The sequence below is a fragment of the Undibacterium sp. GrIS 1.2 genome, from assembly GCF_040544435.1.
GTDB lineage: Bacteria > Pseudomonadota > Gammaproteobacteria > Burkholderiales > Burkholderiaceae_D > Undibacterium.
Genome location: NZ_JBEONP010000038.1, coordinates 14,908 through 38,682 on the forward strand (window position 1 = coordinate 14,908; position 23,775 = coordinate 38,682).

Below are 23,775 nucleotides of genomic sequence, written 5' to 3' on the forward strand. Positions count from 1 at the left end.
ACGAATTATGATTTACGACGACGCATAAAACTCAAACCTGCCAGACCCAATCCAAGCAATGCGAGTGACGCTGGCTCAGGCACATTACCAGGAACATCTTCAATTGGCTTGCCACCGATAGTAATGCCATCAAATGCCAAACCTGTTTGATAAGCAGTATCAACGTAATTAGCAGTACCAAATTCCAGATAATAATTACCTGCCGCTGCGACGTTATAAGTCGAAGATACCCAACCAGTGTAACCACAACCATTGCTGTAGCAAGTACCACTGCTGCTACCCAAAGGCGCCCAAGAAGGTGCACCAGGAACAATTGTCACTACGCCTGGATTAATCGTTGCTGCAATACCTGGCATACCAAATCCTGGAACACTATTGCCGTTTGGTGTAGTTCTCGCCGTGAAAAGCAAAGCGATCTGGTTCAAGGAAGAGTCTAACAAACGAGCCCAAGCATAATCAGAAAAACCAGCGCCATCAGAAGTGATGAAGTCAAAACTGAAATTCAATGCGTCACCAGCATTAGATGAAAACAAAGTACTGCGCAATGTAGAACCGTTAGTGCTAGAAGCACCAACTGCCGCCAATACATTTCCAGATACCCCACCGTTAGTAGAAACCCAGCCGTATTTGCTGCTGCCAACTGGCGACAAACCAACTACGCCATTTGCACCGGAAGTACCGCAACCACCAGTGCATACCCAGCCTGATGGCAGACCACCGTCAAATATCGCAGCAGATGCATTACCTGCGACAGCAGCAGCGCCAAGAGTCAATGCTATTGCCAAACTCAATTTTTTTACAGATTTTTTTAAAATGTTCATTTTTTCCTCACATGTTATTGATGATTATGGTTGAAGCTGATCGTCAATAAAGCACTTATCATGCCAAATTGGAATCAAGCATTAAATTCTTTTAAATTCAATCACTTATAATAATATTTCTTGCAATAAAAACTATTAATTCCGGTGTACGTAATATTTATCGACAAAAAATTGACGCTCAAGAATCAAAATGATGGCTCTGACATCCACTTTATTAAAATCGTATTAGCAAGTAACAAAAATGCATAAGGGAAACAAGCCAATCCTGCTCCAGACTAAATTTGTCACACTCTCTTTATCGTATAATCTTTAACTTGCGCCGATTTGATACTCAGATTGCGGGCGCGTAATAAGTGCAGCTAAAAGGAACGCCCGGTCCCGCCTGCATTTTTTGTATGAGCTGATCGGGTTTTTTGTTTCATTAAGAGCATCTTCCATGACTACCGCAAAATCCACTCCCGCTACGAATCTCAACGCAAGTGCAACGACAGCTGTCAGCACAGAAGCACGTCTGCGCGCATTGTTGAAAGAACGCATTCTGATTTTAGATGGTGCGATGGGGACGATGATTCAGCAATACAAATTGACTGAGGCGGATTATCGTGGCGAACGCTTTAAGGACTTCAAGGGTCCGGAAGGTGTCAGAGAATTATTTGTCAAAGGCAATAACGAATTATTGTCACTAACACAGCCGCATATTATTCAAGAAATTCACGAGCAATATCTCGCTGCGGGTGCCGATCTGATCGAGACCAATACCTTCGGCTCTACCACTGTCGCACAAGATGATTACCACATGGCTCATCTGGCCTACGAGATGAACGTTGCAGCTGCAAAAATTGCCCGTGCCGCTTGCGATAAATATTCAACCGCAGACAAGCCACGTTTTGTCGCTGGCGCCCTCGGCCCCACCCCCAAGACAGCATCCATCTCGCCTGATGTGAATGACCCTGCAGCACGTAATGTGACCTTTGATCAATTGGTTGCGGCCTACCTGGAACAAACCCGTGGTCTGGTCGCGGGTGGCGCAGATGTGCTACTGGTCGAAACTATTTTTGATACCTTAAATTGCAAAGCCGCTTTATTTGCGATTGATCAGTATTTTGAAGAATCTGGTATACGCTTGCCGATCATGATTTCTGGCACCGTCACCGACGCATCAGGTCGTATTTTGTCCGGTCAAACCGTGCCAGCGTTTTGGAATTCAGTGCGCCATGCCAAGCCTTTAACGATAGGTTTGAACTGCGCATTAGGTGCGACCTTAATGCGCCCTTACGCCGAAGAGCTCTCTAAGATTGCAGACACTTTTGTGTGTATTTATCCCAACGCCGGTCTGCCCAATCCTATGAGTGACACCGGCTTTGACGAGCTACCTGCTGACACTTCTGCATTGCTAAAGGAATTTGCCGAGAGTGGATTCATCAATATTGCTGGTGGCTGCTGCGGTACGACACCGCCACATATTAAAGCGATTGCAGAGTTGCTTAAGCCGATCACTCCGCGTCAAATTCCAGCAATTACCAACTGCATGCGGCTATCTGGTCTGGAACCATTTACGATTGATCAGGATTCTCTGTTCGTCAACGTAGGTGAGCGCACCAACGTCACCGGATCAAAAGCATTTGCACGTCTAATTCTGAACGAACAGTACGACGAAGCCTTGGCGGTAGCGCGCCAACAAGTAGAAAACGGCGCGCAGGTCATCGATATCAATATGGACGAGGCGATGCTCGATTCGCTCGCGGCCATGACACGCTTTTTAAACCTAATCGCATCAGAACCAGATATCGCTCGCGTGCCTATCATGATCGACTCGTCTAAATGGTCGGTGATTGAGGCGGGACTAAAATGTGTGCAGGGCAAGGCCATCGTTAACTCGATCTCGATGAAAGAAGGCGAAGCCGAGTTTTTGCGACAAGCCACATTATGTAAGCGATATGGTGCCGCCGTCATCGTCATGGCATTTGATGAAAAAGGTCAGGCCGACACCTATGATCGTAAGGTAGAAATCTGTGAACGCGCTTATCGTTTATTGGTTGATACGATCGATTTTGATCCTTACGACATCATCTTTGACCCCAACATTTTTGCCGTCGCCACCGGTATTGAAGAGCACAATAATTACGCAGTCGATTTCATCAACGCGACGCGCTGGATACACCAAAATTTGCCCGGCGCCAAAATCAGTGGCGGTGTGTCCAATGTGAGTTTCTCTTTCCGCGGCAACGATCCGGCGCGTGAAGCGATTCATACCGTTTTCCTGTATCACGCAATCCAGGCAGGTATGACGATGGGTATCGTCAACGCGGGTATGGTCGGCGTATATAGCGAACTGGATGTTGAGTTGCGTGAGCGGGTAGAAGACGTGGTACTGAACCGTCGCGACGACTCGACCGAGCGCATGATAGAAATTGCGGCCACCCTCAAAGCAGGCGGCAAGAAAGAAGAAGCCACGCTGGAATGGCGTAGCGAGTCTGTAGAAAAACGTCTCTCGCATGCAATGGTGCACGGCATCACGCAATGGATAGTAGAAGATACGGAAGAAGCCCGTAAACAAATCATGGATGCTGGCGGACGCCCCATACAAGTGATTGAAGGACCGCTGATGAGCGGCATGAATATCGTCGGCGACTTATTTGGCCAAGGCAAAATGTTTTTGCCACAAGTCGTTAAATCTGCCCGTGTTATGAAGCAAGCCGTTGCGCATTTAGTCCCGTATATTGAAGAAGAAAAAAAGCGGAGTGGCGACAACAAACCCCGTGGGAAAATTGTCATCGCCACCGTCAAAGGTGACGTCCACGACATTGGCAAAAATATCGTCACCGTGGTTTTGCAATGTAATAATTTTGAAGTCGTCAACATGGGCGTCATGGTGCCCTGCTCAGAAATTTTAGCTAAAGCCAAAGCGGAAAATGCCGACATCATCGGCCTCTCTGGCCTGATCACACCGTCACTGGAAGAGATGGCCTATGTCGCAAAAGAAATGCAGCGCGACCCTCATTTCCGCATGCTAAAAATACCGCTGCTGATTGGCGGCGCAACCACCAGCCGCGCGCATACCGCAGTAAAAATTGCACCCAATTACGATGGCCCAGTGGTGTATGTACCTGATGCTTCACGCTCAGTCTCGGTCGCGCAATCGCTGCTGACACCAGAGAGCCGTGATCAATATATGGACGATCTGGCTACCGATTACGAGCGTATTCGCGTACAGCACGCGAACAAAAAAGCTACGCCGATGGTCACGTTAAAACAAGCACGCGCCAATAAAATGAAGCTCAATTTTGTCGGCGCCAATGCGCCTGTCAAACCAAAGTTTATCGGTCGCCGTATCTTTAAAAATTATGATCTGGCGACGATTGCGCAGTACATTGATTGGGGTCCGTTCTTCCAGACCTGGGATTTAGCAGGACCGTTCCCCGCAATTCTGACGGATGAAGTTGTAGGCGAAGCGGCCACCAAAGTATTTGCCGAAGGTCAGGCGATGTTGAAGAAAATCATCGATGGTCGCTGGCTCAGTGCCAATGGCGTAATCGCGCTGCTCCCTGCGAATACCGTCAATGATGACGACATCGAAATTTATACCGACGACAGCCGTACCCAAGTGGCGCTGACATACTATGGCACTCGTCAGCAAACAGAAAAACCTATCATCGATGGTGTGCAACGTCCTAACCAATGTCTGTCCGACTTTATCGCACCGAAGGACAGTGGCATTGCAGACTATATCGGCATGTTTGCCGTCACCGCTGGTTTGGGTATTGAGAAGTACGAAAAACGTTTTGAAGATGCCCATGACGACTACAGCAGCATTATGCTCAAGTCCCTGGCAGACCGTCTGGCAGAAGCCTTTGCTGAACATCTGCACGAACGTGTACGTAAAGATTTATGGGGCTATGCCAGTGATGAATCTTTATCCAATGCCGAGCTGATTAAAGAAACCTATAAAGGTATACGTCCGGCACCAGGTTATCCGGCCTGCCCTGAGCATACAGTCAAAACTGAGATGTTCCGACAAATGCAATGCGAAGAAATCGATATGTATATCACCGAATCTTGGGCGATGATTCCGGGTGCGGCGGTTTCAGGTTTTTACTTTGCACATCCCGAATCTAAATATTTTAACGTCGGCAAGATTGCGGATGATCAGGTAGTGGACATGGCTACACGCCGTGGTGTAGCGAAGGACGAGGTTGAGCGATGGTTAGCACCTAATTTGTGATGACCGGTAGGATCTGATCACACTACAGTAAGAGTACGAAGGGCGAGTCTAAGGCTCGCTTTTTTTCGCCTTTTTTGCTGGCTCTTGCTATTTATTTTTTCCCTCACTCAGGTCTAATTCCATCATTACCCCAAATACTAAGCTAGGTGGATATGCCGGTTTTTTATTTGCTCCGAGTCGTGGTAAACACCTATTAAAGACAGATAAAACTGTCTCGGTTCAGCGCCGAGATTGCGGCCATTTAAGTCTGTTAAAAACACATTTTGTTACATCATATACACGCTTGTTAAGTTCTTTTTAAGGGCAAATGTGTTTTGGAAATGTAACATAAACGCCAGTTAATCTAGGCATGTTAAGCGATACTAATGTTATGCATTTTTCAGTTTTAACGTTCTTATCCGGCGCCGACTGCTACTTTCACATCCACATTTATAAAGGTAAAAAAATGAAGAAAATAATCGCTTTTTTGTTGATCGCCATACTTGGGCTGGTTGGCAACGCCAATGCTCAAGGTGGTACACATTTGACCATCCGTAATGAACTTGGTGGTGACCGTTTGTGTATGGATGCGAGTCTGGACCATGGCATTGGCGATGGTGCACCAGTCTATGTATATCGCTGTCATGGCCATGAAAATCAACGCTGGACAGTGACCCAAAGTGTGCACGGTCAGAGCGCTATTGTTGGCGTTGATGGCTTTTGCCTGGACGTACGCGGTGCGTCACGTCAACCTGGTACACCGGTAGAACTGTATCAATGCCATTTCGGTAGTAACCAAAAATTTGTAGTGCAACAAGAAGGCCATATTAAAGAAGTAGAGAGTGGTAAATGTCTGGCATCTTTAGGCACCCGAGACCGCTCGCCTATCGTGTTGGATTTCTGCCAAAACTCACCTAACCAAATCTGGTTGCTGGAGAGATAATTTGCAATAAGTTTTTGTCTGCTACCTGTCACTTTATCGACTCGCCTTGCTCACTTCGGTACGTCTGATTTTACTAAAGTGACAGATATATTCTGAAAAATAATCCGAAGAAATTCGGATTATTTACCCAATCCAAATCTTACGCTGTACACCAAATCATACTGTGTTTTTACAAGGTGAAGTCAGTGTTAAAAAAGCCCGAACACAATATACTCCCCCAATACCTCTCCAAAATACCGCCACTCACAACATAACATATGGACAACTAAAATATACTTATCTGGAGTATAAATTTAGTTATCTGATTTTTGGCTTATTCATTCAAACAACCGGTTTAACCCATATGCGACTGGCGTAACACAAACGCATCCACACAAATTTGTGGGCAACCGCTATTGGCTGGTAATTGATAATGAATTGACAGCATCAAATCGAATGATAAATATAGTCATCACACCTGAAAGAGACAAAAGCAGGTTAGCTAGAGCGCTAATCCACAACAATGCCTAAAATAGTATCAACATAGATTGCGTCAAATTAACTTAATGCCTATGCTTGTTTTGGCAGCATAAAAGACTAGCGACAAAGCGAATCGCCCCGTCTGTAGATTGATCAAAAATTGCGACGAAACTCTTGTTGTCGCAAAAATAATGATTTAGCGAAGAGCGCAATATAGTCATCTAATGTCATCCATTGCCCCCTAAGACTTATCCCTTGATTGAAAGAGATAACATGGCCATCCAGCGGTTTTTTTTAGTCTTGATCACCAGCCTGTTTGCGATCGCCACCAGCGGATGCAGTGACTCCAATCAACAATCTCCGTCGCTACCTGCCGCAAGTCAATCTTCTGGTGCGATAAAAAATCTGGCAGACAACAAACCAAAACGAATTGCACTAGTATTAAAAACTCTGACCAACCCTTATTTTATTGAAATGGAAGCCGGTGCGCGTGATGCGGCCAAAGATTTGGGTGTGGATCTGGTGGTCAAGATGGCATCGCAAGAGACTGCAGTAGAGCAGCAAATCCAGTTGGTAGAGGAATTAATTCAGACCAAAGTCGATGCACTGGTGATTGCGCCTAGTGATTCGCAACGCCTGGTGCCAATTCTAAAAAAAGCTCAGCTCGCCGGTATTCTCATCATTAACATTGATAACCAACTTGATGCAGCAACCGTGGCGAGCCATCAAATGAGTCCGATACCATTTATCAGTGTGGACAATCTAAGCTCAAGCTATGAATCCGCAAAATTCATTTCAGATCAAATAAAAACGCCTGGCAAAGCAGCTATTATCGAAGGAATGCGCACCTCAGAAAATGCCCGGATGAGAACCACGGGAGCCGAACGTGCTTTTGCGGAAAATCGAAATATTAAATTGATAGTGAAAGAAACCGCCAATTGGAAAATTGACGAAGCTTATCAAGTGACTAAAAAAATATTTACCCAACATCCTGACATTCAAATTTTATTTTGTGCCAACGATATGATGGCTTTGGGCGCAATTAAGTATTTAGGCGAAACCAATAAAAAAGTATTGGTTGCCTCCTACGATGCATTAGCCGAAGCAAAACTAGCAGTAAAAGCTGGAACGCTGGCAGTGACCGTAGACCAGAAAGCAAAGAAGCAGGGCTATGAAGGTATCGTAACGGCCACACGTGGACTTAAGGGAGAAAAATTACCCGCTGTCATGTTGGTAGATACCTCTCTGGTGACAGCACAGACTCTAAGATCTGCTAGTAATTAAACTGAGTAAATGAGGTTAGTGTATCTTGTCCGTCAAACACAATATCTCGGTCAAACTAATTGGTTACCTGGTCTTTGTCAGTGTATTGCCGTTACTGTTATTTGCTCTCATTTCTTATAGTACGACACAGAAGACGATTTTTGATTTAGCCAGAAGCTACAGTACACAGTTGCTCTTAAATCAACGTGATTATCTGGAGCTGGAAGCCGAACAAGTAGAGAGTTTTGCTTTCAATGTTGCCGGGGTCGAAGAGATCAGCAATATCATCATAAAAGCTGACCAGGCTATTACTTTAAGCCATAATTCTTATGACGAATTATTTACTCAGTCAGAAATCCGGCAACGACTCAATTCCAATAGTAGCCTCAAAGGTGTGGTGTCAATAGACCTGTTCACGGCCAAAGGCCATCGGTTTTATGTGGGTGACACGTTAAGCGTGGCTCCGGTCAACGACATGATCAGACAAACTATTTTTGACACGGGTATCGCTTCAGATAAGTCGATTCTATGGCTTGGAGTAGAAAATAATTTAAATCCTGCATCACCCAACCGCAAGGTGCTGACAGCACTCAAAATTATCCGGCATTTTTCTTCCGAGAGTATGACGTCAACGCCGGCAGGCATGATTTTAATTAATTATTCTACCGATTATTTGTACCAACATTTTAGTCGCATTGATATGGGCGTCGGTTCGTATTTGATGGTGGTCGATAGCTATGATCGCCTTATCTATCACCCGGATAAAGAAAAAATTGGCAAGCCCATCCCCTCAGAGTTCAACACTGCCGCGATACATAAATCAGGTATTCATAATCTGCGATTAAATGATCAGGAGCTGATGCTCAATTCTACTTGCCTGGCGAAATTAGATTGGTGCATCGTTGCGGTGATCCCGGAAAAAACTTTTATGCTGCCGATGGAGCGGCAATCACAAACAGCAGCGTTTTTAATCTTACTTTGTCTGGCACTCATCGCCTTTGGTGCTCGCCACTTTAATCGTACGATGCTATTACCGATTAAAAATATCTCAGATGGATTTAGAAAAATTGAAGAACAACCTTCCATACAATTACAACCATTAAGCATACCCAAAAGCGAAGATGAAATTAGCGAATTGGTCGATTGGTACAATGCATTTCTGGAGTCACTGGAGGCACGCAAACATGCAGACGAAGAGCTACGAGAGAATCAGGAAAAGTTTGCCAGTATTTTTCAAAAATCTCCGCTGCCTTTAAGTTTGGCACGTGTTAGTAATGGCCGGTTTATCGATGTGAATGATGCCTGGTTAAATCAATTTGGCTTTACACGTGAAGAGGTAATAGGACGCTCAGCCATAGGTTTGGGTTTATGGCTAGATGACGCAGAGAAGTCACAATTGCTGGAACATTTAAATCAGAAAACAACGATCAACCAGTTTGAGGTGCATTACCGCTGCAAAGACGGGCGCAATATTACTTGCCTGTTATCGGGTCGCGTAGTAGAGCTGCGAGGCGAAGAATTTTATATTTTCTCGCCCACTGACATCACTCGACAGCGTGAAATAGAAAACGAAATCCAACAGATTAATCAAGAGTTGGAATCCCGCGTCCAGCGCCGCACACTCAATCTGGAGCAAGCCAATACGGAACTGGCAAATGCGATGGAAACCCTCAAACTCACCAAAGATGAGTTAGTCCGTTCAGAAAAAATGGCGGCACTCGGTTCTCTGGTTGCAGGCGTAGCACATGAGTTAAATACGCCGATCGGTAACAGCGTAACCGTCGCCAGTACCTTGCAGCACAAAACCCAGGAGTTAGCACGGGAAATCAATAGCGGCAATATACGTCGCAGCACGCTGGATGCTTATTTGGATAGCTCGGCCATGGGTACAGAATTATTAATGCGCAACCTCGCCTCGGCGCGTGATCTGGTGATCAGTTTTAAACAGGTTGCAGTAGATCAAGCTAGCAATCAGCGCCGTCGCTTTGATCTTAAACATACTTTAGCCGATGTAGTCGTAATGCTAGATCCCATGTATAAAAATACGCCATTTATTTTGGAAGTGGCGTTGCAGGACGAGATACAAATGGATAGCTATCCTGGACCGCTAGGGCAATTGATCACTAACTTTGTCACCAATGCACTCGCCCATGCGTTTGACGGCAGAAACCATGGCACCATGCGCTTAACCACGCGACTAAAACAGGAAGGTCTAGTAGAGATTATTTTCTCTGACAATGGGGTTGGCATCCCTGTAGAACACCAGGCGCGGGTGTTCGATCCTTTTTTTACCACCAAACTGGGGCAAGGCGGTTCTGGTCTTGGCTTAAACATTGTGTTCAATATCGTTACTAACCTGCTCGGTGGAAAAATAGAACTCCAATCCTATGCAGGCGTCGGTACCAGCCTGATCATCACGCTACCACTACAAGCGCCTGAGGTTGTAGAAAAAAATCTTTAGAGACTACAAGATCAGACCTGCGCTGAGTCGGCGGGTCATTAAGTCAATGAGTCATTGCGGTCTAATCTAATTCGGACAGCAGTAAGGCTAAAATTGCTCCCAGTCATCCGTCATACCCGCTGGCTCTTGCGTGGCTTTTCTGGTTTTTGCTGCATCACTGATTCTGCTCACGCTGGATGCTTTAGTTGCAAGCTTAACCGGCGCTTTCGGCACTGCCTTGGCTACTGGAGCGCTCGTCCGTGTTGGTTTGATATTTTGCACTTGCGCCCCGTCTAGTTTAAACACACTCACCAGTTGCGCCAGACTGCTGGCCTGATCTTGCAGTGCTTCGGCGGCGGCCGCTTCTTCTACCAAGGAGGCATTTTGTTGAGTAACGGTATCCATCTCAGTGATGGCCTGATTGATCTGTTGTATGCCACTTTCTTGCTCTTGGCCAGCGGAAGTGATTTCGCCCATGATGTCGGTGACGCGCTTAACGCTGGCGACGATCTCATCCATGGTGGTTCCCGCTTGATTCACCAAGGCGCTACCGGTTTCTATCTTCTCGACTGAATCACCGATCAAGGTTTTAATCTCTTTAGCCGCGCCAGCAGAGCGTTGCGCCAGGTTGCGCACCTCGCTGGCGACGACCGCAAAGCCACGCCCTTGTTCGCCGGCTCTGGCGGCTTCCACTGCGGCATTTAAGGCCAGAATATTCGTCTGGAAAGCGATACTGTCAATCACGCCGATGATGTCGACAATTTTCTTGGCGGAGTCATTGATAGACCCCATCGTTGAAACGACTTTCGCCACAACCTCGCCGCCTTTTACCGCCACGTCAGAAGCAGATACTGCCAGCACATTGGCTTGCCTTGCGTTGTCACTATTTTGTTTAACGGTCGAGGTCAGTTCTTCCATCGAAGATGCGGTTTCTTCCAGCGAACTGGCTTGCTGCTCTGTGCGCGAAGACAAATCCAGATTGCCCGATGCGATTTGGCTGGAGCCAGTCGCAATCGACTCTGTACCTGCCCGCACCTGACCGACGATATTTTGTAAGCTGGCATTCATTTCTTTTAAGGCTTGCAGCAATTGGCCTGTTTCGTCTTTCGTAACAACATCAATACGACCCGTCAGATCATTCGATGAAATCAACTTGGCAATGCCCACCGCTTCCGCCAACGGACGGGTAATACTGACGGTAATAAACCAAGCGCCTGCAACGCCTAACAGCAAGGCGAGTATGCCTAGACTAATAATCAGCGTGCGACCACTTTTATAATCCTCAATAGATTGTTTGCCTGCTTTGATGACGCTGTTATTTTCAAATTCAACAAATTTTTGTAGCGCGACGACATATGCTACCTGCGCCGGTCGCATGCTTTTTAACAGTAGTTCTTTGGCTCCTGCGGTATCGCCCGCGCTGACTAGCTTTAAGAAGTCATCCTCGGACGGGACATAAGCTAAACGGGTCTCGATCACAGCTTGCAGCATTGCCTTCTCATCCGTGGCGGTGACAGTTTTTTGCAATTGATCCAGATATTCTTTACGCGCCCGCTTGTCATCCATGACGGCATCGACTTCTACCTTAATTTTGTCTTGTCCCTCAAGGATCAGCATATTGCGGGTATGACGCGCGGTTTCCATCAAACGGAAAATCCAATTATTCGCCGTCATTAACTTCGGCAAACGCTCCTCGTTGGTGGCGTTGATATCGTCATTCAAGCTGGACAAACGCGACAAACCTACCATCGTGAGTATGGCGAGCAACAACAGTACCAAACCAAAACCTAGTCCCAACCGGGCACCTACTTTTAAATTTGAAAACGTCATGCTCTTCTCCATGTCTATAAAAAATCTGAGTGCGGTGGTGGTGATTATGGTTGTGATTTATCTAGGTATAGCAGAGTCCCGTGAGTCCAATCATATAAACGATTATGACCGCCAGGCAAGTAAAAACAAGCTGGCGCTTACAAATCAGTGTGCCTTAATACCAAAATGCAACCTAGGTGTAAGCAGCAATATTTAACGCTTATTATGTAACAAATGGTAACGATTATCTGGTGAGCCATCGTGTGTGAATTACTCGCAGTCATCGCATAGTTGAAATTCATATAATCGCAGCGTTTAGATAAACAAAAAACCTGCTAACACTACCAATTTTTATAAGCCGATATCACTTATTTCGCCAGCTTACATCGCTGCATTGATCATTCTAAAATGCTATATTGCTGCGTAGAATTTTCCTTGCGCTGTTGTTTTACCTCCGACAATCACGCCGTTGATAACGCATCTTTGCATCAACTTTAGCCCATCATTTTCAGGAACAGACATGTCAGACAAACCTGCTGCAATCGCAACCAAGACTGATCATGCCGATCATGCCGATCTTCCCGCCGATCCTTCTCGTCGGCGCTTATTGCAAGGTGCGGCCGCGGCTGGTGTCGTTGGCAGCCTTCCGATGATGGCCGATGCAGTGACTAGTAAAACGACCAGGATCGTGGCAGGTTCCCTGGATACCAAACTCAAGGCGCATATCAAAAATGTCGTGGTGATTTATCTGGAGAATCGCAGCTTTAATAATTTGTTTGGTAATTTCCCTGGCGTACGCCAGGCATTGTCCGATGTCCCTGCTGCGACTTTTACGCAAAAGGACAGAGACGGCTCGGTTTTACCAAGTTTGCCCAAGGTCTGGGGTGGCATGGTGCAGCGGGGGCAAAATCTAGGCGGCAAGCAATATCTGATCGCAGAAGACAAAATCAGCGGCCTACCGAACGCGCCATTCGCCTTAAAAGATGCGGAGGGTTTACCTCTGCCAGAGTCAGTGATCACCCGCGACCTGTGGCATCTGTTTTATCAAAATCAGATGCAAATCAATGGCGGTAAAAACGACCAGTTTGTTGCTTGGGCAGATTCTGGCGGCTTGACGATGGGACATTATGGCGAGACCCATAAAAATCTCGATCTCTGGAAAATCGCCCAGCAATATACCTTGTGCGACAACTTCTTTATGGCGGCATTTGGTGGCTCTTATTTAAACCACCAATTCTTAATCTCTGGTCGCACCCCAGAATATTTTGATGCGCCCAACACGCCTGCCAAAAAGAAGATTGCCGTCACCGAAGATGGCATTACCGGCAGCAGATTGGCAGTGGACAAAGACAGTCCCGCGTCCGCCTTAAACGGCAGGCCCAAATTTGTCAACGACGGAGCGATTACGCCAGACGGCTACGCGGTGAACACCATGGCGCCGCCATACCAGCCTAGCTATATCAAACCCGCGCCAGGCGGTGACACGTCGGTGGCTGATCCGCAAGACCCAAGTACGTTGCCGCCACAAACCTACAATACCATTGGTGATTTGCTGTCACAAAAAGGCATTAGCTGGGCCTGGTACGGTGGCGCATGGCAAGTTGCGCTGGAGTATAAAGGCGGTGGAGAAAAACCTAATTTCCAATACCACCATCAGCCATTCAATTACTTTAAACAATTCGCACCGGGAACCGCTGCACGGGCAAACCATTTGCGCGACGGTGGCTTGGGCGATAGTCCCATTTCTAATAAATTTTTAGCCGACGTAATTGCCGGAAAACTGCCTGCTGTCACTTTCTATAAACCGCAAGGTAATCTCAATATGCATGCGGGTTACTCGGATATTGAATCCGGTGATCAGCATGTTGCTAATGTCATCGAGCATCTGAAAAAAAGCCCGCAATGGAAAGACATGCTGGTAGTCATTACTTTTGATGAAAACGGTGGCTGGTGGGATCACGTCGCGCCTCCCAAAGGTGATCGCTGGGGGCCAGGTTCCCGCATTCCAGCCATTTTGGTTTCACCTTATGTGAAGAAGGCGAATGTTGATCACAGCTTTTATGACACCACATCCATCCTGCGGTTTATCACGCGCTTGCATGACTTGCCATTGCTAGAAGGGCTAAAGCTACGTAACACCGCGTTTGCCGAACGAGGCGCGTTGCCACCGGGTGATTTGACCGGCGCACTCAGCTTTGTCTAAGTGTGCTCGGGGATTTTTGGTGGGAATCAAATAGAGTATCATTTCTATATACTCCCCATTATTTTTATAGAAAATGCCGGATTGTCCATGTACTATCTGGCCGATTAAAATATACTCTATACGAGTATTTATAAAACTATGTGTTTTTGTCCATCCACGTTAAACCGCGTGTTGAGCACTTTGATGGATGAGAACCTTGCCCGGCTCTAGCCAGACATGTCTAATATCAATAAACTAATCACTCAACTTAGTACTACACTGATGACTAAGCTGACCAAGCAGGTAACAAGCAAACTCATAAGCAAACTCATACACAAATTCCTACGCAAACCCACATGCAGAGTCACATGTAAACTAAGTCCCGATTCCGCAAAAGCGGCGTCACCGATAAAAGTCATTTGTGCTAAATCACACATATAAATCTGCTACTAAAACGACAAGCATTTTTGTTTTATGTGTTTCCCTGACACAAATGTTGAAAAAGATGGATTTTTCAGAAATGCCGTGTTAATAGTACAAGTTACTCCAACTGGCAGATGAATCAGGATATTGAGCAAGGCGCTTTATGACTGACATTCATACACAATTTATTGACCTTTCAGAACTGAAAGTCGGGATGTTTGTTTATCTCGATATGGGCTGGATGGATCATCCTTTTCCGGTAAGCAGTTTTGAGGTCCGGAGTCAGGAACAAATCACCACGCTGCAGTCCCTGGGTCTGGAACGCATTCGCTATGCACCCGCCAAAAGTAGTCCCGAATTTAGTCAACGCCATACAGAATCAGCGCCATCGCTAGCGGTGATCAGCCCTGCGCAGCCAGAACCTAGCGCCAGCGAACTGGCCCACTCAAACAAACTGGCGGAAGGTCGCAAAAGGCGCGATCTGCTCGCCAACCAACAAGCCAGTCTATTAGTCTGCGAACGGCAATTTATGCTGGCATCGCAAACGTTTAAGCAGGTGACGGAGACCGTCCACGCGCAGCCGCTTCTTGCACGAAAACATGCTGAGGATTTGGTACATAGTTTTCTGGGCGAAGTACTGGGCGAAGGTGAAGCAGCAATCCGTTTATTGTCAGAAAAAGCGGGTGAAAGAACCTCGCTGCATTCCATCAACGTCACCATCATCTCGCTCTTGCTGGGTAAGGCTTTGCACCTCGACAAAGCCGACATGCTGGAACTGGGCATCGGAGCGCTGCTGCATGACATCGGCAAGATGGAATTGCCAGATCGCCTGCGCTGGCCGGAAGATCATTTCACCCACGCCGAGCGGCAGTTGTACCAAGACCATGTGCTGCATGGGGTCACCATAGGGCGCAAACTGGCGCTATCTGCCAACGCCATGCTGCTGATCGCGCAGCATCATGAATGCGTCGATGGCAGCGGCTACCCAAGTCGTATTTTGGCTGAAAAAATATCGCCGCTGGCGCGCATTGCCGCACTGGTCAACCGTTACGATAACTTATGCAATCCCGGCAATCCGGCGCTGGCGATTACGCCGCACGAAGCGCTCTCGCATATTTTTACGCAAAGCAAATCCCAATTTCACGCGCCGACCTTGACTGCGTTTATTCGCATGATGGGCATCTACCCGCCCGGCTCAGTGGTACAACTGACAGATGATCGTTTTGCGCTGGTGGTATCGGTCAATTCAGCACGTCCGATCAAGCCTCGGGTAGTGATCCATAATCCCGAGATTCCGCGTGATGATGCCCTTGTCATTAATTTGGATAAAGAAAAAAAGCTCGGTATACATCGCAGCTTAAAACCCTTACAACTACCTAAAGCCGCGTACGATTATTTATCCCCGCGCAAACGTCTATGCTACTTTTTTGAGCGTGGGCGGGAGCTAGAAGAAGTCGGTGCAGAATCATGACAACAACATCATGAGAGCGACATCATGAAGACGCATCAATGGCAAGCCCTGATTGAGGGCATGTTAGAAGCGGTGTTACTAGTTGACCCCATTCAATTGCGCATATTAGCGGCCAACCGCTCTGCCCATGCTTTGCTCCATTTAGATGCCGGTAGTCTGATCGGCAAACCGGTAGTCGATCTGGCTGCATCGCCAGAGGATCTATTCTTTTGGGAAGACGCCGCGGCCGGCTTGTCGGACAATATTTTTTCCGAGACCTTGCTGCAACGACCAGACAAGAGCACGGTACAAGTTGAACGCCGGGTCAGCTTAGTCCACATCGGCCTGGATACGACTATTTATGTCGTGGCAATCCGCGACCATACCAATCAACGTCATGTAGAAAACGAGTTAGAAAAACTCATCGCTGAACTACGTGCCACATTAGAATCTACCGCCGATGGAATTCTGGTAACAGATCTGGACAGCGGCATCCGCAGCTATAACCATCTGTTCGCTAAACTCTGGAGTCTGCCGGAAGAATTGCTCACCCAGCGCGATGACAATGCGATCTACGCCTGGATGGATAAATGCATGGTCGATGCCAGTCATTATGGCGAGCGGCTAGGTGCTATCAACCGCTCGCCGTTGATGGAGGCGACGGATGTGCTGGTGCTGCGGTCCGGCAAAATATTAGAGCGCGTCACGCTGCCGCAATACGCACGCGGTCGTGCGATAGGCCGGGTTTATTCTTATCGGGACATCACCCAACGACTGGCAGATGAGGCTCGCTTGCAACTCGCCGCCAAAGTATTTGAATCCAGCACCGATGCTATCTTTATTACCGATAGCGACCAAAAAATTATCACCACCAATCCCAGTTTTGAGCAGCTCACCAGCTATTCAGAACAAGAAATGATGGGCAAAACCCCCAGCGATTTTTTTTCTGAAGAAACCAATAGTGCGCTCGTCGAACAGCTATTAGAAAGCTTAGAAACCAAGGGTTTTTGGGATGGCGAATTATGGAACCGGCGTAAAAATGGTCATGCCTATTTATGCATGATCTCGTTGGTCAGAGTACAAGACGAGAGCGGTGCGACTATGCACTATATCGGCTTCTTCAAAGACAGAACCGAGACCCATACCGCCAAACAGCGCATAGAAGAATTAGCCTTTTCAGATGTGCTGACAGGTTTGCCCAACCGCTTATTACTGGCAGAGCGGATTAAACAATCGATCACTCTCGCCAGCCGTAATAACGGCACATTTGCGCTACTATTTTTAGACCTGGATCATTTCAAACAAATCAATGATTCACTCGGACATCAGTTCGGAGATCGGGTCTTGATTGACGTGACCGAACGACTAAAAAAATGTATACGCCAGGTAGATACGGCATCGCGGCTCGGTGGAGATGAGTTTGTACTATTGCTACATCAGGCAGACGCCAGTGGCGCAGAAATTTGTGCCAGACGAGTGCTGGAAGAATTAAGCGCGCCGTTTACTTTAGATGGCATGCACTTCTCGGTTACTTGCAGCATCGGCATTGCGCTGTATCCCGATGACGGCACTAACATGGATGATCTGATCAAAAACGCTGACAGCGCTATGTACCATGTGAAGGAAAGAGGGCGCTCGGATTTTCGTTTCTATCAGCGGCAAATGAATATCGGTTTGCTGTCCCGCATGAAGATCGATCATGCGATGCGCCAGGCACTGGAGCATCAAACTTTCCGTCTGTATTATCAACCCCTGGTGAATCTGGACAGCGGCAAAATCTTTGGCGCAGAGGCGCTAATCCGCTGGCACGATAAAGACCTGGGCGAGGTCAGTCCGGTGCAATTTATTCCCATTGCAGAAGAAACCGGCGTGATCGTTGCAATCGGTAATTGGGTAATGACTACCGCAGTTAAACAAGCTGCTTTATGGAATCTGGGCGACCAGCAGATGCGGATTTCGGTCAATGTCTCGGCGCTGCAATTCCAGCAAAGTGATTTTGTAGAAAACGTCGCACGCATCCTGGACGAAGCCGGTTTGCCGCCAGACCGGATAGAGCTGGAACTGACCGAATCAATCTTAATCCGCGATGCGGAAGAAGCCTTGGTCAAACTCAAATGCCTCGCCAATCTTGGCGTCAGTATGGCGATTGATGATTTTGGTACCGGCTATTCCAGCCTGAGTTATCTGAAACGTTTTCCGATCAACAAACTCAAAATCGACCGCTCTTTTGTGATGCACCTGCCGGATGACGAGAGCGATGTCGCCATCGTCACTGCCATCATCAGTCTGGCACATGCGCTTAAATTGCGGGTGATTGCGGAAGGGGTAGAAACCGAAGAGCAGCGCAATTTCTTGCAAACCCTGAGCTGCGATGAGCTGCAAGGTTATTTGTATTCCCCCGCCCTGTCAGCACATGATTTTGAGGCCAAGTATTTGCGGGATTGAGCCTGGTAGTTTAATCCCTGCATTGGCAAGACGCACGATGTATAATCACACAAAAGTAATATACTCCCCCTATTTTTTATTAAATATGCCGTATTGTCCAATTAACCTATGGACAATTAAAAATACACATGGGGAGTATAAATAAATCTATCACGGAGAGTCTTAAGCTTGCCGTAACAAATCCGCCGCCTTTTCACCTATCATCATCGTCGGTGCATTGGTGTTGCCGCCGATCAGAGTTGGCATGATGGACGCGTCAACCACACGCAAACCTGTTACGCCGTACACCCGTAATTCAGGATCGACTACTGCCATTGCATCCACACCCATTTTGCAAGTGCCGACGGGGTGATATACGGTATCGCTGCATTGGCGTATGACTTGTCTGATCTCTTCATCGGTATGCACATTCGCGGTCTGGTAGTCGCTGGTGCGCGCGTTGGCTAAGGCTGGAGCATCCATCAATTTACGTGTCAGTTTATAGCCTTTGACCATCACATCCATATCATCAGGATGTTCTAAAAAGCGCGGATTGATTAAGGGCGCAGCCAACGGATCTTTGCTTGCTAACGTCAGTTCGCCGACACTTTTTGGGCGCAGTAAACAGACATGACAAGAATAGCCGTGACCCAGATGCTGTTTGCGGGCATGGTCATCAATCATCGCCAATACAAAATGGAGTTGCACGTCGGGTGCGGGCAAGTTGGGATCAGTTTTTAAAAAGCCTCCACCCTCTGATCCGTTGGAGCTAAACGTCCCGCGCCGCTGGTTTTGGTAGCGAAAATACTCACGCGTGATGCGTACCGAGCCACCCAGAGAAATCCCCAGTAAGTCCAGGCTCTTGGCACGATATTTAAAAACGAAATCGGGATGGTCTTGTAAATTCTGCCCCACGCCCGGGAGATCATGCACCACCGGTATGCCCATTGCCTGCAAGGCTTTGCCGTCGCCTATACCGGATAACATCAGTAATTGCGGCGTCTGCAAAGAGCCAGCCGCTAACAAAATCTCGCGCTTGGCACGCAAGGACTGCTTTTGACCATGCTGGATAAACTCGACGCCGACAGCGCGTTTGCCTTCAAAGATGATGCGGGTCACGTGGCAGCCGGTTTCTACCCGTAGGTTCGGGCGTTTGCCCATATGCGGATGCAGATAACCGCGGGCGGCACTCCAGCGTTCGCCCTCATGTTGGGTGACTTGGTAAATCCCGACGCCTTCCTGATCGTCGCCGTTAAAGTCGCGATTAATTTTAAATCCCGCTTGTCTGGCGGCATCTAAATAAATTGCCTGGAAAGGATTGTCTGAGCGCAGATCACTGACCCGTAAAGGTCCGGCCTGACCATGCAAATCGCCGCCCAGACTAGCGTTATTTTCTGAGCGTTTAAAGTATGGCAACACCTCATCAAATGACCAGCCCTTGTTGCCCAAGGACGCCCAATGATCGTAATCCCAGCGATGACCACGGATGTACACCATGGCATTGATGGCAGAAGAGCCGCCCAAGGTTTTACCACGTGGCTGATAGCCGCGCCGTCCATTCAGGCCGGGTTGCGGCACGGTTTCAAATGCCCAGTTATTGAGTTTGGTCGGCAACATGGCAACGACCGCTAACGGTGTTTTGACAACCCAGCTATCACCTTTGCCACCCGCCTCTAATACGGTGACGTTGATATTGCCGTCTTCACTTAATCGTCCGGCTACCGCGCAGCCACCGGCACCACCGCCGACCACGATGTAATCGGCAATTGCATTGATTGCTTCTGTCATTTGTCTCGTCCTTTGGATGATTTTTATTTTTGTACTTCTTGGTGTTGCTTGGCGTTGCTTGGTGTTGCTTGGTGTCGCTTAATATTACTTTGCTTTATATTTTTGAGGTTTTGTACTACGACTGTATTGAAGCTGAAATTGGATTTAAATTGCGGCAGACTCTGGCGCCGATACTGCTTTAAATTCTACCCAAAAGCTACTCCCTTTGCCTTCGGTAGTGGTAAATCCCAGTCGCCCATGCATTTTTTCTACTAAAGTTTTGGTGATGGGAAGTCCCAAGCCAGTACCACCTTGTTGCCGCGTATCGGTACCATCAGCCTGAGTAAACGGTTCAAACAAATGCGCTTGAAATGCCTTCGGTATACCGGGGCCATGATCGCTTACTTCGATGCGGTAGCTATAACTGCTACCGCTACTGTCTGACAGCGATTGATGCAATAAACGGATTTGCACTGCCTCACCTTCAGGAGAAAATTTGGCGGCATTGGACAACAGATTTGCCATAATTTGCATCAGGCGGTCATGGTCGGCCAAGATCCATGCGCTGCTGACAGCGGTACTAAATTGCAGGCTGACTTTAAGCGATAAGGCATAGGCCGCATTGGCTTCTATTGCGCTGTTAATGAGCGCAAGCAAATCGACAGGTTCTTCTTTAAAACGCATTTTACCGGACACCAATTTGTCCATATCCAGAATGTCGTTGACTAGACCAATCAGGCGAAAACTATTGCTATGCGCGATTTTAATCAGTTGCGCCGCTTTTGCTGGCAAGACGCCAGCCACACCTGCATCCAGCAAACCCAAGGAGCCGCGGATGGATGTTAGCGGTGTACGCAACTCGTGACTGACGACAGAGATAAATTCCGACTTCAGTTTATTAATGCGATGCCGTTCGCTGATGTCTTCCAGCATCCAGACAGCACCGCGCACATAATTTTCTGCCGGTAGGGCGCGCCCTGCTATGCGTGCCAAAAACGTTTCCCCGGTAATTCTTTTTACGGTCCATTCCAGCTCTACCCGTTCGTCCGCGATTAACTGCGGTATGACGCGTTGGCCAAAGGCTTGATAATCCTCTTCACCGCAATATAAGAAGCTGGTTTTAACGCCGATCATCGCTTGTGCATCTGGAAAATTACACAGTTCTGCCAGCGCCTGATTAGCGAGGATGATCACACCGTCGCTGACGAACATAATGCCAACAGGGGCGTTGTTGATCAAAATATCTAACTCACGCGCCAGCAGTTTGTAGCGGTCTTTACTGGCTTGCAGTAATTCTTGATTGATGCGCAAAGTCTCTTCGCTGACTTTTTGCTCGGTGATATCAATATGCGTGCCTTGCATGCGCAACGCGTGACCCTGCTTATCGCGCTCCACCACCCGGCCGCGTGACATGATCCATTTCCACTCACCGGACTTCGTTCTTTGCCGGAATTCGGCATGGTAATCCGTGAGCGGAATACTTTTACCTTGCGCATCAAATTGCTCTGGTGCGCGTAAGTGGTTACGCAAGGCTTGCTTGAGTTGTGAGATATCTTCAGGATGTACGCCGACCTGAGCGAAGTTGCCCCAGAGCTGCTGAAATTCTGCATATTCTTCCGGCTCATAGCCCAGCATCCTGGCGTACTCAATACTGAATTTGGTTTCTCCCGTTTGCACATTCACATCGTACAAACCCTGATTCGCCGCCTCCAGAATTAAGCGTATTTGTAGCTCGGCATTTTGCGCGCGCTGCTCTGCTTGTTTGCGCTCGGTAATGTCATTGAGGTAGCCATGCCAGAGTATGCTGCCATCGCTTAATTTTTCTGGCGTTGCGTCGCCGACGTACCAGCGCTCTTCTTCAACCACGCCAACCACACGATATTCTTGATGCCAGGGGGTGAGCATAGTGGCAGAAATATGCCCAGCCTCTCGCACTTTCATTAGATCATCGGGATGTATTTTGGCAATTACGATGCTTGCGTCATAGCGAATTTGTTCCGCAGTTACGCCATAAATAGCCGTGACTGCATCACTGACATAAGGATAACAACTACGCCCATCTGGAAAGCGCTGATATTGATAGAACATACCAGGCAGCTGCCGCGAAAAGTTAGATAACAAGGTATGGCTTTGTTTGAGCTGATCAGTCAGGCGGTGATTCTCGGTGATATCGCTGACCAGACCGATCATGCGTGCCGGCTGGCCATCGATGGTACGTTCTACCAGCGTACCGCGAGAGCGTAACCACTTCCAGTTACCATCACGGCATCGCAGGCGATGCTCGTGTTCGTATTGAGGAATTTCACCCTCCAGATATAACCTGGTCGCACGCATGGCTTCTTGCGCATCATCGGGATGCAGCCGGTCTATCCACTCATTGATGTGATTACCCAGCTCGTGTTCGGCATAACCCAGAATCTGTTTATAACTACGGGAAAAAAATGCCTCGTTGGTGAGTAAATTCCAATCCCATAAACTATCGCCCACTGCCTCCAGCAAAGTCCGCAATGAACTCGCGCTCACCAGTACACCGGTTTGTAACGATGTGCTGGTGGCGTTGGCGGCGGCCTCGCTTGATTCTGACAACGGGTCCAGACGATTGGGCATAGTGAGTTGAGTAAGGAATCAAGTAATGCGGTCAGTCATTTAAGGTGCCAACTAAGCTGTCATTTAAGCTGTCATTTCAGGCGCCAATAAAACGTATTTGTCTTTGAGCTGCCGGACAAATTCAAATACGATTTAGTTTGAAACCTGATTAAAAAAATCGTAAATGCCTTGGTCGCTCATCTTGCGCGCATTCGACAATTCGCCGCCTTTGCTCGCATACACCAGGCTGTTGTCAGCCTTTAAAACTACTGCCGCAGGAATACCTTTTTTGATCGGATTTTCGTACTGTTTTGCGATCTCCAGATTTTTATCAAACTGACCTACATCCACTTTGACCAATACAAATTTACTGGCGATCAGCGCGGCATTTTGACCTTTGATCGATTTGTCCAGTTCTAAACAATCTTTGCACCAGTTAGCGCCAAAAATCACCAGCACTTTTTTATTTGTCGCCTGCGCTGTTGCCAGAGCTTTGTTAATGTTGGCCTGCGCATCGGCGGTTTCGTCATAGGGTTGATAAGTGGCAGCAGCGCTGACGCCAAGCGTAGCAAAAGACAGGCTGAGACCAAAACAAAATGCGAGTAATTTTTTCATGAGAGTCCTCAAATAACACTGCAAAATTAGCGAGGTCAGCTACATCAGCGAAACCAGCCTAACAGCGCAGCTTGAATTGATTAAATTAATTGAACGAAATAGACAGGATCGGCAAAGCTCTCCGGTCAGACATCATGACGCAAATACCGGAATTTGTCATGGACAGGATGGACGCTGAAACAATTATGGTAGATGCTTAAAATTACAGCAACTTAAAGCGCTGACTTAGAGCAAAGATAGGCGCTGTTTTGTATGCGAGTACGTTGATAGCAGGCTCACTCAAATACTGATTTTATATACTGATGTTACATACTGATTTTATATACAGTATTTTCTTTTAAATGGATTAAAATACCTCAACGCTTGTCAGCAATAATCTCAGTAACAGCTTC

Annotated in this window: 12 protein-coding genes; 7 read left to right on the forward strand and 5 right to left on the reverse strand. The window is 47.5% G+C overall.

Features of this window, described 5'->3' with window-relative positions; translation table 11 throughout:
• Positions 1-5: 5 nt before the first annotated feature.
• The gene (locus AAKU61_RS15715) at positions 6-821 is read right to left on the reverse strand and encodes an NF038132 family protein (protein WP_354333762.1); all 816 of its coding nucleotides are present in this window, start codon (positions 819-821) and stop codon (positions 6-8) included.
• Positions 822-1,257: 436 nt separating this feature from the next.
• On the opposite strand from AAKU61_RS15715, the gene metH reads away from it, so the two are divergent.
• From metH to AAKU61_RS15735, 4 genes are all read left to right on the forward strand, one after another.
• A complete protein-coding gene (gene metH, locus AAKU61_RS15720; protein WP_354333764.1) occupies positions 1,258-5,043 on the forward strand; it encodes a methionine synthase in 3,786 nt (1,261 codons plus the stop codon).
• Positions 5,044-5,488: 445 nt separating this feature from the next.
• Positions 5,489-5,965: an RICIN domain-containing protein gene (locus AAKU61_RS15725; protein ID WP_354333766.1), complete on the forward strand. Its 477-nt coding sequence runs from the start codon at positions 5,489-5,491 to the stop codon at positions 5,963-5,965.
• Between the two features lie 732 nt (positions 5,966-6,697).
• A complete protein-coding gene (locus AAKU61_RS15730; RefSeq protein ID WP_354333768.1) occupies positions 6,698-7,708 on the forward strand; it encodes a substrate-binding domain-containing protein in 1,011 nt (336 codons plus the stop codon).
• Between the two features lie 25 nt (positions 7,709-7,733).
• On the forward strand, positions 7,734-10,148 hold the full coding sequence (locus tag AAKU61_RS15735) for an ATP-binding protein (protein ID WP_354333770.1): 2,415 nt from the start codon (positions 7,734-7,736) through the stop codon (positions 10,146-10,148).
• Between the two features lie 87 nt (positions 10,149-10,235).
• On the opposite strand, the gene AAKU61_RS15740 is transcribed toward AAKU61_RS15735, so the two are convergent.
• Positions 10,236-11,957 carry a methyl-accepting chemotaxis protein gene (locus AAKU61_RS15740; protein WP_354333772.1) on the reverse strand — a complete coding sequence of 574 codons (1,722 nt, stop codon included), beginning with the start codon at positions 11,955-11,957 and terminating at the stop codon, positions 10,236-10,238.
• Between the two features lie 499 nt (positions 11,958-12,456).
• Between AAKU61_RS15740 and AAKU61_RS15745 the strand changes: the two genes are divergently transcribed.
• The 3 genes from AAKU61_RS15745 (at position 12,457) to AAKU61_RS15755 (ending at position 18,436) form a co-directional block, all read left to right on the forward strand.
• Positions 12,457-14,139, forward strand: a complete 1,683-nt coding sequence (locus AAKU61_RS15745; RefSeq protein ID WP_354333774.1) for an acid phosphatase — start codon at positions 12,457-12,459, stop codon at positions 14,137-14,139.
• A 565-nt stretch (positions 14,140-14,704) separates the two neighbouring features.
• On the forward strand, positions 14,705-16,012 hold the full coding sequence (locus tag AAKU61_RS15750) for an HD-GYP domain-containing protein (protein ID WP_354333775.1): 1,308 nt from the start codon (positions 14,705-14,707) through the stop codon (positions 16,010-16,012).
• Positions 16,013-16,036: 24 nt separating this feature from the next.
• Positions 16,037-18,436 (forward strand): sensor domain-containing protein, encoded by a 2,400-nt coding sequence (locus AAKU61_RS15755; RefSeq protein WP_354333777.1) that lies wholly within the window; start codon positions 16,037-16,039, stop codon positions 18,434-18,436.
• A gap of 162 nt (positions 18,437-18,598) precedes the next feature.
• Here AAKU61_RS15755 and AAKU61_RS15760 read toward each other — a convergent pair whose 3' ends face one another.
• The 3 genes from AAKU61_RS15760 to AAKU61_RS15770 all read right to left on the reverse strand — a co-directional run bounded on the left by AAKU61_RS15760 (position 18,599) and on the right by AAKU61_RS15770 (position 23,383).
• Positions 18,599-20,191: a GMC family oxidoreductase gene (locus tag AAKU61_RS15760; protein WP_354333795.1), complete on the reverse strand. Its 1,593-nt coding sequence runs from the start codon at positions 20,189-20,191 to the stop codon at positions 18,599-18,601.
• A 156-nt stretch (positions 20,192-20,347) separates the two neighbouring features.
• Positions 20,348-22,789 (reverse strand): PAS domain-containing protein, encoded by a 2,442-nt coding sequence (locus AAKU61_RS15765; protein ID WP_354333779.1) that lies wholly within the window; start codon positions 22,787-22,789, stop codon positions 20,348-20,350.
• Positions 22,790-22,921: 132 nt separating this feature from the next.
• Positions 22,922-23,383: a thioredoxin family protein gene (locus AAKU61_RS15770; protein ID WP_323491730.1), complete on the reverse strand. Its 462-nt coding sequence runs from the start codon at positions 23,381-23,383 to the stop codon at positions 22,922-22,924.
• Positions 23,384-23,775 lie beyond the last annotated feature (392 nt).